Below are 13,192 nucleotides of genomic sequence, written 5' to 3'. Positions count from 1 at the left end.
GCTGAAAACTGCCGCCGATAAAAACGCCCAGGCCTGACCCGGGCTTCAACAACAAGAGGTGCTTATGAAAAATCGTTACCTGGCCAGGGCCATCGTGATTGCGATCTGCCTGGGTGTGCTGACCGGAGCCGTGCTGCACGCCCAACTCGACGCCGACAGTACCAAGGCCATTGCCGGCTACTTCAACCTGATCACGGATGTATTCCTGCGGCTGATCAAAATGGTGATCGCGCCGTTGGTGCTGGCCACGCTGATCAGCGGTGTGGCCAGCATGGCTGACAGCGGCGCCATTGGCCGTGTGGGGCTAAAAGCGATGAGTTGGTTTTTGCTGGCCTCGGTGGTGTCGTTGCTGATCGGACTGCTGCTGGCCAATCTATTCCAGCCCGGTGTGGGACTGGGCCTGAACACCCCCACCGGCGGCGCCACTGGCTTGAACACCGCCAGCTTCAACCTGTCGGGGTTCTTGTCCCACGTGTTCCCGCGCAGCATCGTCGAGGCCATGGGCAATAACGAAGTGCTGCAGATTGTGGTGTTCTCGCTGTTCTTCGGCGCGGGGCTGGCCTTTGTCAAAGGTCGTGGAAGCTCGGCCATCCTGGACGTATTGGAAGAACTGACCCAGGTGATGTTCCGTATCACCGAATACGTGATGCTGGTGGCACCACTCGCGGTGTTTGCCGCCATTGCCGCCACCATCAGCCTGTACGGGCTGGGCATGCTGGTGAGCTTCGGCAAATTGATCGCGCAGTTCTACCTGGGTCTGGCGCTGCTGTGGCTGGTGATTGGCGGCGCGGGTTACCTGGCCCTGGGCACACGCTTCAAACATCTGCTGCACCTGCTGCGCAGCCCGGTGTTGCTGGCGTTCTCCACGGCCAGCAGCGAGGCGGCCTACCCCAAGACCATCGCCGCCCTCGACCGCTTTGGCGCGCCCAAGCGGGTGACCAGTTTCGTGCTGCCCCTGGGTTACTCGTTCAACCTGGACGGCTCGATGATGTACCAGGCGTTTATCGTGATGTTCATTGCCCAGGCCTATGGCATCGACATGGGTTTCGGCCATCAGGTGATGGTGCTGCTGACCCTGCTGGTGATCAGTAAAGGCACCGCCGGCGTGGCCCGTGGCTCGCTGGTGGTACTGGCGGCCGGCCTGCCGATGGTGGGCCTGCCGGAGGCCGGTTTGCTGCTGATCCTGGCGGTGGACCCGATTCTCGATATGGGCCGCACCGCCACCAACGTGTTCGGCTGCGGCGTGGCCACGGCGGTCATCGGCAGTACCACGCCGGACGAACAACCCCAACCGGATCCCCTTCCCTCTCTTGATGTGAGAACGCTATGACTTTGCATCACACCCCGAATGCCTCGCCACCTGCCGGCCATTACTCCCAAGCCGCCAGCCACAACGGCACGCTGTATATCTCCGGTCAATTGCCGGTGAGCCCGGATGGACGCCATAACCTGTCGGCCTCGTTTGCCGAACAGGCCCGGGTCGCGCTGGATAATCTGCTGGCGATCCTGCACGCCGCCGGCGGCACGCCCCAGGACCTGGTGAAAGTCACGGTGTATGTGGCCGGAGTCCGCCACTGGCCGGAATTCGACCGGGTATACGCCGCCGCACTGGGCGAGCATCGACCGGCACGGGCGGTGGTGCCGGTGCCGGAGCTGCATCATGGTTATCTGGTAGAGGTTGAAGCGGTGGCGCGCTATTTGGCGTAGGTGTAGACCGCCGCGCGCGACACGCCCAGGTGCGACGCCACGGTCTCCATGGCCCGGCGCACGTCCATGCAACCCGAGTCTTTCAACTCTTGCATGAGCAACCGCCGATCCGCCGCCTTGAGCGCGCGCGGGGTGGTGGCCAGGCGCGCGGCGAACTGGTCGATGCGGGCGCGGATGGCGTCGGCACCGGACGGGTCGAGAGACTCGCCGGGCCTGTCGCCACTGATCGAGCCGAACTGTTCGAGCATGCCCTGCAAGCCCCGGAACAACGAGAGGTCGACGTTCATGCACAAGGCCGCCACGTACTGGCCGCTGGCGTCCTTGATGCCGATGGACGTGCTTTTGACCTGGCGGCCATCGCTGAACTGGTTCTGGTAGTTGGCGATGACTTGCGGGTACTCGGGGTCGGCGATGCGCGCCAGGCCCAGCTCGGTGGCCGGGTCACCCGGCGCACGGCCCGAGAGGTTGTTATGGATGGCCAGGATCGCGTGCTGCGGGTCGCGCAAATCATGCAGCACCACTTCGCAGAACGGGCTGAAGGTTTGGCTCAAACCTTCGGCAATCTGTTCAAGCTGGCTGATCAGGGTGATTTCTTCAACGGAGGTCTTTTTCATGCAAGACAACATATCCAGTCCTGGACAGGCCGTCAATTTCAGCCCTGTCCCTCATCGTGGAGCTTCAACCATGGACACCCCTGCCGCACTGATTGATACCGCCAAAATGCAGCGCAATATCCAGCGCATGCAGCAACGCGCCGACAGCCTCGGCGTGCAACTGCGCCCCCACGTCAAAACCCATAAATGCGCCCAGGTGGTGGCCGCGCAAATGGCGGCGGGTGCGCAAGGCATCACCGTGTCGACGCTCAAGGAGGCCGAATACTTCTTCGCGCAGGGCATCCACGACATTCTCTACGCGGTGGCCATGGCCCCGCACAAACTGCCCCAGGCGCTGGCCTTGCGGCGCCAGGGTTGCGCCTTGACGCTGATTACCGACAGCCTTGCCGGCGCCCAGGCGATTGTCGAATTTGGCCGGCAGCACAGCGAGACCTTCGCCGTGATGATCGAGATCGACTGCGACGGCCATCGCTCCGGGGTCAAGCCGCAGGACCCGGCCTTGCTGGAGATCGCCCGCGTGCTCGGCGACAGCCTTGTCGGCGTGCTGACCCATGCCGGGGAGAGTTATGGCCTGGACACACCTGATGCGCTGCAGGCCATCGCCGAACAGGAGCGCGCGCGTTGCGTCGAAGCGGCGGAATGCATCCGCGCGGCGGGCATGTCCTGCGCCCAAGTGAGTGTCGGTTCCACCCCCACCGCGCTGTCGGCGGTGAACCTGGATGGCGTGACCGAACTGCGCGCCGGGGTCTATGCATTTTTTGATCTGGTGATGCACAACATCGGCATCTGCCGCACCGACGAGCTGGCCCTGAGCGTGCTGACCACGGTGATCGGCCATCAGCCGGAAAAAGGCTGGATCATCACCGATGCCGGCTGGATGGCGATGAGCCGCGACCGCGGTACCCAATCCCAGAAACAGGATTTTGGTTATGGGCAGGTCTGCGATGAGCACGGCGTGCCTATCGAAGGGTTGCTGTTGAGCAGCGCCAACCAGGAACACGGTGTGGCAAGGTTCCAGGACCGTGAGGTGGATGTGGTGGCACAGTTTGCGTTGGGTACACGTCTGCGAATCCTGCCCAACCATGCGTGTGCCACAGGGGCGCAGTTCGGCGCCTATAACGCGCTATTGGAACAGGGTGACGTGCAGGTGTGGGAACGCTTGCGCGGTTGGTAACGGCGGTGGCCTTGTTGGGGCTGCTGCGCAGCCCGGCGCGGGACAAGCCCGCTCACCACAACAAGCTCGCTCACTACAGGTCAGTGGGCATCCTGCAGGATCAGGTCGGCGCCCTTCTCCGCCACCATCAGCACCGCCGCGTGGGTGTTGCCCGAGGTCACGTTGGGGAAGATCGACGCGTCGACGATGCGCAGCCCTTGCAGCCCGTGAACTTTCAGACGCTTGTCCACCACCGATACCTGCGGGTCCGAGCCCATGGCGCAGGAGCCGCACAGGTGGTAGATCGAGCCGCTGTTTTCACGGAAGTATTGCAGCATCTCTTCATCGGTCTGCACCGCCGTGCCCGGCAACACTTCGGCCACGGTAATGCCTTTGAGCGCCGGTGCCTGCATGATCTTGCGCATCAACCGGCTGCCCTGGATCACCTCGTCGATGTCCTTCTGGGTGCTCAGGTAGTTGGGGTCGATCAGTGCCGCATCACGCGGGTTTTTCGAGGCAATGCGCACGGTGCCACGGCTGGTGGGCCGGCACGGGTTGAAGCACAGCAGGAAGCCGGAATACGGCTCGGGCTTGAGGCTGGCCTTGTTGTTTTTGGGGATCTGGTACGACAGCGGGTTGAAGTACAACTGCAGGTTGGGGTTCTGCTGTGCATCATTGCCACGGAAGAAGCCACCGGCCTGGTTGACGCTCATCGCCAGCGCGCCCTTGCGGGTGAACAGGTATTTGAGGCCGAGCTTGAACTGCCCGAACAGCGAGCTGAGCTGATCGTTCAGGGTCGGGATATTGGCTTTGTAGTAATAACTGGCGCACAGGTGGTCTTGCAGGTTTTCACCCACCGCCGGCAAGTGCAGCACCTGCGGAATGTTGTGCTCGGCCAGCAATTGCCGGTCACCCACGCCGGACAGTTGCAGGATCTTCGGCGTGTCCACCGCGCCCGTGCAGAGGATCACTTCCTTGCGCGCAGTGAAGGTCCGGGCAACGCCATGCTGGGTCACGGTGATGCCGGTGGCGCGCTTGTGTTCGTCGAACAGCACGCGGTCGACCAGTGCATGCAGCTCCACGGTCAGGTTCGGCCGCCCCAGCGCCGGATGCAGATGGGCGAAGCTGCTGGAGCAGCGTTCGCCGTTGCGGGTGTTGACGTCATACAGTCCGGCGCCCTCGAACTTCGGGCCGTTGAAGTCGTCGCTGTGGGCATAGCCCAACTGCTCGCAGCCCTTGAGGAACACGTCGCAGATCGGGTGGGTCTGGCCCTTCATCGGTGTGATGCTGATGGGGCCGCTGCCGCCGTGGTACTCGGTGTCGCCCAGGGGGTGGTTTTCCAGCTTGCGGAAGTACGGCAGCACGTCCTTGAAACCCCAACCGTCGTTGCCGTTGGCGGCCCAGTCATCGAAGTCATGGGCCTGGCCGCGTACGTAGATCATGGCGTTGATCGAGCCCGAACCGCCCTGCACCTTGCCCCGTGGGGCGTAGATGGCGCGGTCGGCCAGCTGCTTTTGCGGCTGGCTGTAGTACATCCAGTTGAAGGTCGGGTTGTAATACATCTTGGCGAAGCCGACCGGGATCTTGAACCACCAGGAACTGTCCTTGCCGCCGGCTTCCAGCAACAACACGGAGTGCTCGCCCGAGGCGGACAATCGGTTGGCCAGGACGCAGCCCGCGGCGCCAGCGCCGGCGATGATGTAGTCATATGTCATTCACGGTTACCGCATCAGTCGTTTTTTTTAGCCCTTGGCGGGCGAAGTGTCTTTTACGTCGGCCGGGGTCGGCGCCATTTGCAGGTGCAGGCGCGTGCCGGTATACGGCGTGTGCTTGCGCACCACGTCCATGTTCAGCTCGACCCCCAGGCCCGGCTCGGTGGACGGGATGATGTAACCGTCCTCCCATTGCAGCGGCTTGGTCAGCACCTCGGCATGGAAGCCGCCCCAGGTACCGATGCTTTCCTGGATCAGGAAGTTCGGCGTGCAGGTCGCCAGCTGGAAGCTGGCCGCCGCGCCAATCGGGCCGTTGTACAAATGTGGCGCGATCTGCGCGTAGTAGGCCTCGGCCATGCTGGCGATCTTCTTGGCTTCCAGCAGCCCGCCGCAGCGTGCCACGTTCATTTGCAGGATCGACGCACCGCCGGCCTGCAACAGCTTGAAGAACTCGTACTTGGTGGTCAGGCGCTCACCGGTGGCAATCGGGATGCTGGTCTTGGCCGCGACCTGGGCCATGGCGTCTTCCTGACCCGGTGGCACTGGCTCTTCGAACCACAGCGGGTCGTATTTTTCCAGTCGCTTGGCCAGGCGGATCGCCGACGACGGCACCATTTGCCCGTGGGTGCCGAACAGCAGATCGCACTTGTCACCCACCGCTTCGCGGATCTTGCGGCAGAAGGTTTCGCAGCGCTCCAGCACTTCCAGGGAAATCTGGTGACCGGAGTACGCGGTGTACGGGCCGGCCGGGTCGAACTTCACGGCGGTGAAGCCCTTGTTCATGTTCTCGATGGCGCACTCGGCCGCCAGGTCCGGGTCGTCGTAGTCGTACTCGCCCTGGCTGTTGACCGGATACAGGTAGGTGTAGGAACGCAGGCGCTCGTTGACCTTGCCGCCGAGCAATTCGTAGACCGGCTTGTTCGCGGCCTTGCCGATGATGTCCCAGCAGGCCATTTCCAGGCCGCTGACCACACCCATCATGGTCAGGTCCGGACGCTGGGTGAAACCGCTGGAGTACGCCTGGCGGAAGAAACGCTCGATATGGTGCGGGTCCTGGTCGAGCAGGTAGCGCTCGAACACATCTTCGATAATCGGCAGCATGGCCTTGGGGCCGAAGGTGGCGGCGTAGATTTCGCCCACGCCTTCGATACCGCAGTCGGTCTTGAGCTTGACGAACAGCCAGTACATGCCGCCGACGTGGGGTGGCGGGACGGCGACGATATGGGTTTCAAGGGCGACGATTTTCATCTCAGGCACCTGTCGGGTTGAATTTTTTACGGTTGATTCGGGCGCGCAGGGTCAGGGCCGCGAGGGTGCCCAGCACGCCGATAAAGGCGATGTAGCCGAAATACAGGTTGTAACCAGCCTTGCCCGGGTAGGCATCGGTCAGGTAGCCGTTGATCAGCGGGATAAAGGTGTCGGGCAAGTACCCCACCACCGAGACGATGCCGATCGCCAGGCCGGTGATACGCAGCGGGATGTCGCAGCTGTCGAGGATCGCCCAGTACAGGCCGCGAATCGCGTAGGTCATCAGGCCGATGAAGATCACGGTGCCGATCAGCAGCCCCAGGCTGTTGAACGCCGGGAACACGATCAGCCCGACCATCGCCAACGTCACCAGGGCCAGCGCGACGATCAGCACCGAGATGTTCGAGAACTTGTCCCCCAGCCAGCCGCCGCCGATACCGCCGATGGGGCGCATCCACAGTTTGATGGTGGTGATGGTGCCGGCCATCACGGCGGTCATGCCGCTGCCTTGCAGGTAGTCGGAGAAGCTGTAGGTGGCCCAGAACATGTGGTAGCCGCAGAACACGATGGCGGTCACCAGCCACAGCTCGGGGATTTTCACCAGGGTGGCCAGGTCGGCGATCAGGTTGAATTTGCCCTTCTCCACGGCAGCCGTCTCGGCCATGGATTTCGGATCCTTGAGCAGCACCAGCACGCAACCGATGGCGATGCACACGAAGGAATACAGATAGACCACGTGCTTGAAGCCTTCGGCTGCCGATTCGCTGCGGGTTTCGGTGGCATAGGCGAACAGGCCCAGGGCCACGGTGGCCAGCAGGGCTTCCACCAGGCCGCGACCGCCATCGAGAATGCCGAAGAAGCGGCCTTGTTCACTCTGGTGAGCGATCATTTTCACGCGCTTGAGCACTGAGGCCCAGAAGGTCAGGCCGGTGGTCAGGCCCCAGCAGCCGAAGATGATCATCAAGCCGGTCATCGACGGTACGCTGGAGTACCACAGGCCCAGGCCGCCGGTGGCCACCAGCGAAAAGAAGATCAAAAAGCGCGGTGGCAAACGGTCAGCCAGCCAGCCGCTGGGCAAGTAGCTGAGCAAAAAGATCGTGCCGAGCATGGAGTACAGGTAGCCCAGCTCGCTGTGGTTGATGTGGAACACCTCAAGCATCGTGGTCTGGTAGACCTGGCGCAGGTAGAGGATGGGGTAGATCGCGCCGGCGGCAAGCACCAGCAGCATCAATTGGAAGTAGCGACTGGCTTTGTCGCCGGGTGCCGCGGGCACGGCAACGGAAACCTGGGCAACGGGTGCAGGCTTGGACATCGTGTGGACCTCAGGCACCCGATGTGCGGGTGCCCCGATAATTGTTTTTATTGAAGGTGCAGCGGGTGTTCGTGAATCAGTACTTCATGACCACCAGGCGGGTCTGGGTGAACTCGAGCATCCCGTGCTTACCGTCATCGCCGCCCAGCCCTGAGCGTTTCCAGCCGGCGTGGAAGCCCTGATAAGGGTCCGCCGGGGTGCGATTGACGTACAACTCGCCGGCTTCGATGGCGTTGGCCACTTTCATCGCCGTGCGGTAGTTCTCGGTGTAGAGCACCGACGACAGGCCGAACTGGTGATCGTTGGCCATGGCCAGGGCGTCGTCGATGTCGCGGTACTTGAGCACCGGCAGCACCGGGCCGAAGATTTCCTCCTGAATGATCTCCATGTCCTGGCGGCAGCCGCTGAGCAAGGTCGGCGGGTAGAAATGCCCCGGCCCCTCGGGCAACACGCCGCCTGTTTCCAGTACAGCACCGGCGGCGACGGCGCGCTCGACCATGGCGTGGATATTCTTCTGCGAGCTGGCATTGACCAGCGGGCCCATCAGGCTTTCGTCCTGGGCGCGGTCGCCGAACTTCACCGCGCTGATCTTGCTTTTGAGCAACGCCAGGAAGCGGTCGTAGACGGCTTCGTGCACGTAGACGCGCTCCACCGCCGTGCACAGCTGGCCGCAGTGGGTGGTCTTGGAGGCGACGATGGCGCTGGCGGCCTTTTCCAGGTCGGCATCGGCTTCGATGATTGCCGGGGTCTTGCCGCCCAGTTCCAGGGACGGCTTGGCGATGTTGGCCTTGCAGTAATCCAGCACAATGCGCCCGGCATTCACGCTACCGGTGAGGGTAATCAGGCCGACGGCCTTGTGTGTGCAGACACTGGCGGCGGTGCCGTGATCCATGGTCAGGATATTGATCACACCGGCTGGAATCCCGGCCTTGACCACCGCACGGGCAATCTCGAACGCCGACAGCGGCGTGTTGTTGCTCGGGCGCACGACCACCGTGTTGCCGGCGATCAGCGCCGGGGCGATCTTGCGCAGCAAGGTGTAGACCGGGTAGTTGAACGGGATCAGGCAGGCCACGACGCCAATCGGTTCGCGCTGCAGGAACAGGTTTTCGTCCGGGGTATCGCTGGGGATGATCTCGCCTTCGATGCGACGCGCCCATTCGGCGTGGTAACGGGTGATCTGTGCGGCGTAACGGGCTTCGTTGCTGGCGTCGCTGAGGCTTTTGCCCGACTCGCTGGCCAGGGCGCTGCCGATGGCGTCGGCGCCGTTCTCCAGGGCATCGGCAAACGCCCGCAGATGTTCGGCGCGTTCGATGCTGGTGAGCTTGCCCCAGGTTTTCTGGGCGATGGCGGCGGCATCGACGGCGGCAATCGCCTCATCGGCCGTGGCGGCGCTGACGTGACCCACCAGGGTTTCGGTGGCCGGGTTGTAGACGGCGATCAGGGCGTCGCTGGCAGGTTCGACAAAATGACCGTTGAAAAAATTGCGCTCGAGTTGCATGTGGTTCGCCCAACGTTGTTGTTATCCGAGTGACATGCAGTTTTGTCATCGGCCAGCCGTTGGACAAACGATTTATTGCGTGGGGTAACGTGCAAAAAACGCAGGTTAGTGAGTTTTGGCCGTTACAGCCCCCGATTGCGCAACCATTGCAGGAAGCCCTTCTTGACCGGCATCGCCGGGGTCTCCTGAGTCAAGGCCTGCGGGGCATGGATGCGAAAATCCAGCATGTTTCTCATCGCTTCGCTGATGTCATGCCGCGCATCCAGGCACGGTTTCAAGTATTCCTTCTCGATGCGGTACAGGGTGCAGAAGGTCTTGGCGGAAAAATCCGCCAATGCGGCCTGATCCGTGAGAATGCCCGCCTCGCCGATCACCTCTCCCGGCCCCATGCGCCCGGCCTCGAACTTGTGCCCGCCCTTGCTGAGCATCACCGAGACCACGCCCGACTCGATGATGAACAGATGATCGCTGACCTCCCCTGCCGGCAGGATCATCTCGCCGCTGCGGTAGGTGTGCAGGACCATGTTCTGGCTGAAGGTTTCCTTTTCCTCCTGGCGCAAGGTGGAAAAAATCGTCGAACCGTCGAGCAACGCCCGCGCCCGCGACTTGATCGCCGGCGGCGCGCCCTCGGCGGTGGACAACAGGGTCACGCCCGCCGCCTGCAAGTGCCGGAAAGCCAGGTCGTAGAGTTGGTTGCGGACTTCGCGCTTGAGCGGCATGGCGGGCACGAACCCGCTGATTTCATATTCGACGCCACCACTGGCCGAGGTCTTGAACGCCACGCTCGGCGCGGGTTTGGCCAATAAGGGGCGACAACCCTGCATCGCCCGTTCCAGCGCCTCGATCACGGTTTGCGGGCGCGCATGGGGGCTGACTTGCAGGCTGACCGCCAGACCGAACATGTCGGCCGGGCGCGAAAAGTTGATGATCTTGGCCTTGGCCGCCATGGAGTTGGGAATCACCGCCATGCTGCCCTGGGAGGTTTGCAGGCGCGTGGCGCGCCAGTCGATATCGGTGACGCGCCCTTCGGTGCCGTCGATGGAGATCCAGTCATCGATCTGATACGGCTTGGTGGTGTTGAGCACGATCCCTGAAAACACGTCGCTCAAGGTGCTTTGCAACGCCAGGCCGACGATGATCGCCACCGCGCCGGAGGTGGCGAGCACGCCCTTGACCGGCAGGTCGAGCACATAGGCCATGGCGGCGATGATCGCGATCAGGAAGATCACCGCGCCCATCAGGTCCTGCAACAGGCGCCCGGTGTGGCCCACCCGCTGCATCATCAATGTGCCGAGCAACACCGTGAGGGTGCGCGCAGCGAACAGCCACCAGCCGATCTGCAAGGCCGTGGCAGCCAGGTGCAAGGCGGTGTGTTCGGCATACGGAGCCATCTGCATGGGGTTCATGCCATCGTTGAACAGCACGGCACTGAACACGCCAAAAATCACCAGGCGTGCCGCCAGCTTCCAGTTGGCGAGATTGGCGGAAATCAGACGCCATACGGCGATGTCGATCAGGATCAGCGCCAGGGCGCAAAACATCGGGTGATCGGCGATAAATGAGGGCATCCAGGCGTCTCCAGGGCGAATGCCGTGAAGATCGCATGAAATGGTAACGCTGAAAACAAAATGTGGGAGCTGGCTTGCCTGCGATGCAGACGACTCGGTATACAAGTGATACCGCGCTGATGCGATCGCAGGCAAGCCAGCTCCCACAGGGTTTTGCGGCGAGCCGTTAAATTTCCATCTGGCCGAATTTGCCCGAGTGGAAGTCCTCGAACGCCTGATGAATCTCCTGCTCGGTATTCATCACGAACGGGCCGTGGCCGACGATGGGCTCGTCGATCGGTTCACCGCTGAGCAGCAGCACCTTGGCATCGTCGTTGGCTTCCAGGGTGAGCTGGCTGCCCTCCCGTTCGAACAGCGCCAATTGCCCCTGGCGGGCAACTTCCTCGCCGTTGACCAACACCGTGCCCTGCAGGATCACCAGGGCGGTGTTGCGCCCGGCATGCAGGTCCAGGGTAACGGACTTGCCGGCGCTGAGGCGCAGGTCCCACACATCGATCGGCGTGAACGTGCGCGCAGGCCCACGGCTACCCGCGAATTCACCGGCAATCAGGCGCAAGTGCCCGGCGTCGTCGGCCAGCGGCAACAGCGGAATGTCGCCGTCGACAATCGTCTGGTAACCGGCGTCGGCCATTTTGTCCCTGGCGGGCAGGTTGACCCACAGTTGCACCATCTCCAGCGCCCCGCCGCTGCGGGCAAAGGCTTCGGAGTGGTACTCCTCGTGAAGAATGCCCTTGGCCGCCGTCATCCATTGCACGTCACCGGGCCCGATCTCGCCGCCCGCGCCGGTGGAGTCGCGGTGTTCGACTTCGCCGTCATAGACGATGGTCACGGTTTCAAACCCGCGATGGGGGTGCTGGCCGACACCGCGACGTTGCGTGGTAGGGCTGAATTCAGCCGGGCCGGCGTGGTCCAGGAGCAAGAATGGGCTGATGTACTTGCCCATCGAGTCGTAGGAAAACAGCGTGCGCACCGGGAAACCGTCGCCGACCCAATGGGCACGCGGGCTGGTGTAGATGCCGATGAGTTTTTTCATGGTGGTCCTCCAAAGTGAGTACACCATACGGCCCGGGGCACTTGAGCACTAGCCGGCAAAAACGACTCGATTAGTCTCGCTGATAGGACAATGCACGCTCAGTTCGCCGGCACCAGGGTAGCCTGACGCTGGCGCAAAAGATGGAAGGATACGAAAGCCATCACCGCAAAACACGCCTGGATGACGATCATCGGTGTGGCGCTGCCATCGCGCAAATGGCTCAGCAGCAGACCGCTGCAGGTGGCACCGAACATCTGCGAAAAGCCCATCAAACCTGCCGCCAGCCCGGCACGATGGGCATTGGGCATCACCCCGCCGGTGACGGAGCCGGGCAACACCAGGCCACCGCCGAGGGTGACCAGCGCAATCGGAATATCCAGGCCCGGCACCGATAGACCGAACAGCGCGTAGATCACCAGCGCGCTGACCCCGCCGATAATCACCAGCGTCACGCCCATCGCCACAATCCGCTGCGGCCCCAAACGCAGGATATTACGGCGGGTGTAGGTGGAGCCGACGATCAGCATCGAAACCATGGCACCAAAGTTGATGCCGTATTCCAGGCTGCTCAGGCCCAGCAGGTTGATGTACACCGCCGACGAACCGGCGATCACCGCGAACATCGCACCGTAGGTACAGGCCAGCGTCACGGCGTAGGCGCGGTACGCGCGGCCCTTGAGCAGGTCCAGGTACTGGCCTCCCAACGTGCGCCAGTGACCGGCCTGGGGGTCGAGATAATGGTTGCTTTCACGAAAGAACAGCAGCGCGAGCAACAGCACCACGCTACCGATGACCAGCGCCAGAAGGATCGGCGCATGCCAGCCGAACAGCTTGATCAGCAACCCGCCCACCATCGGCGCCACCACGATGGCGTAGAGCATGCCGATCATGGTGAGTGCCAATGCGGGCCCCGCTTCGGCCTTCCAGACATCGCGTACCACCGTGCGCGCCAGCACCAGTGCGGCGCACGCGCCCAAGCCCTGCAACACGCGGGCGGCAATGAATTGAGTGATGTCGTTGACCAGCAGCATCGACAAAGTGGCCAGCACGTACAGCGCCAAGCCACCGATGAGCACCGGGCGCCGACCGATGCGGTCCGACAGCGGACCGAACAACAACTGGCCGAGCCCAAACGCCGCGACAAATGCCGACAGCGCCATCAGCGCCGAGCCGGCTGGCGCTGCCAGTGCCTGCTCGATGGCGCCGAGGCCGGGAATGATCAATTGCGTCGAGACCTCACCCAGTGCCGTCAGGGCCACCAGTAAAAACAACAGGCTTCGCGAGGGGACCGGGGCGTTTGTCATTGGGTACATCCGGGGGCTGGATTAATTTATATTTCGACCA

Annotated in this window: 11 protein-coding genes; 3 read left to right on the top strand and 8 right to left on the bottom strand. The window is 62.7% G+C overall.

Annotated features, from left to right (window positions below; translation table 11 throughout):
* Positions 1-64 precede the first annotated feature (64 nt).
* Complete coding sequence (locus ACW9IN_RS20305; RefSeq protein WP_457367550.1) at positions 65-1,330, top strand: dicarboxylate/amino acid:cation symporter; 1,266 nt, start codon at positions 65-67, stop codon at positions 1,328-1,330.
* Entirely contained in the window at positions 1,327-1,707 is a 381-nt protein-coding gene (locus ACW9IN_RS20300; RefSeq protein WP_457367549.1) for a RidA family protein, read from the top strand. Before ACW9IN_RS20305 ends, ACW9IN_RS20300 begins: the two co-directional genes overlap by 4 nt.
* On the opposite strand, the gene ACW9IN_RS20295 is transcribed toward ACW9IN_RS20300, so the two are convergent.
* Positions 1,695-2,321: a helix-turn-helix transcriptional regulator gene (locus tag ACW9IN_RS20295; RefSeq protein ID WP_457367548.1), complete on the bottom strand. Its 627-nt coding sequence runs from the start codon at positions 2,319-2,321 to the stop codon at positions 1,695-1,697. The genes ACW9IN_RS20300 and ACW9IN_RS20295 overlap by 13 nt on opposite strands.
* 70 nt (positions 2,322-2,391) lie before the next feature.
* On the opposite strand from ACW9IN_RS20295, the gene ACW9IN_RS20290 reads away from it, so the two are divergent.
* The gene (locus tag ACW9IN_RS20290; protein WP_457367547.1) at positions 2,392-3,495 is read left to right on the top strand and encodes an alanine racemase; all 1,104 of its coding nucleotides are present in this window, start codon (positions 2,392-2,394) and stop codon (positions 3,493-3,495) included.
* A gap of 80 nt (positions 3,496-3,575) precedes the next feature.
* Here ACW9IN_RS20290 and ACW9IN_RS20285 read toward each other — a convergent pair whose 3' ends face one another.
* From ACW9IN_RS20285 to ACW9IN_RS20255, 7 genes are all read right to left on the bottom strand, one after another.
* Entirely contained in the window at positions 3,576-5,189 is a 1,614-nt protein-coding gene (locus ACW9IN_RS20285; RefSeq protein ID WP_457367546.1) for a GMC family oxidoreductase, read from the bottom strand.
* 27 nt (positions 5,190-5,216) lie between these two features.
* Entirely contained in the window at positions 5,217-6,434 is a 1,218-nt protein-coding gene (locus ACW9IN_RS20280; RefSeq protein WP_457367545.1) for a mandelate racemase/muconate lactonizing enzyme family protein, read from the bottom strand.
* 1 nt (position 6,435) lies between these two features.
* Positions 6,436-7,746, bottom strand: coding sequence for an MFS transporter (locus ACW9IN_RS20275; protein ID WP_457367544.1), 1,311 nt, complete (start codon positions 7,744-7,746; stop codon positions 6,436-6,438).
* 76 nt (positions 7,747-7,822) lie between these two features.
* Positions 7,823-9,247, bottom strand: a complete 1,425-nt coding sequence (gene aldA, locus ACW9IN_RS20270) for an aldehyde dehydrogenase (RefSeq protein WP_457367543.1) — start codon at positions 9,245-9,247, stop codon at positions 7,823-7,825.
* A gap of 122 nt (positions 9,248-9,369) precedes the next feature.
* On the bottom strand, positions 9,370-10,815 hold the full coding sequence (locus tag ACW9IN_RS20265; RefSeq protein ID WP_457367542.1) for a mechanosensitive ion channel domain-containing protein: 1,446 nt from the start codon (positions 10,813-10,815) through the stop codon (positions 9,370-9,372).
* Positions 10,816-10,981: 166 nt separating this feature from the next.
* Positions 10,982-11,848 carry a pirin family protein gene (locus ACW9IN_RS20260; RefSeq protein WP_457367541.1) on the bottom strand — a complete coding sequence of 289 codons (867 nt, stop codon included), beginning with the start codon at positions 11,846-11,848 and terminating at the stop codon, positions 10,982-10,984.
* A 98-nt stretch (positions 11,849-11,946) separates the two neighbouring features.
* Positions 11,947-13,152 (bottom strand): multidrug effflux MFS transporter, encoded by a 1,206-nt coding sequence (locus ACW9IN_RS20255; RefSeq protein ID WP_457367540.1) that lies wholly within the window; start codon positions 13,150-13,152, stop codon positions 11,947-11,949.
* Positions 13,153-13,192 lie beyond the last annotated feature (40 nt).

The sequence above is a fragment of the Pseudomonas sp. SDO5271_S396 genome, assembly GCF_054071795.1.
Note: the sequence above shows the minus strand (reverse complement) of the source record. Positions and strands in the feature narration are given on the sequence as shown.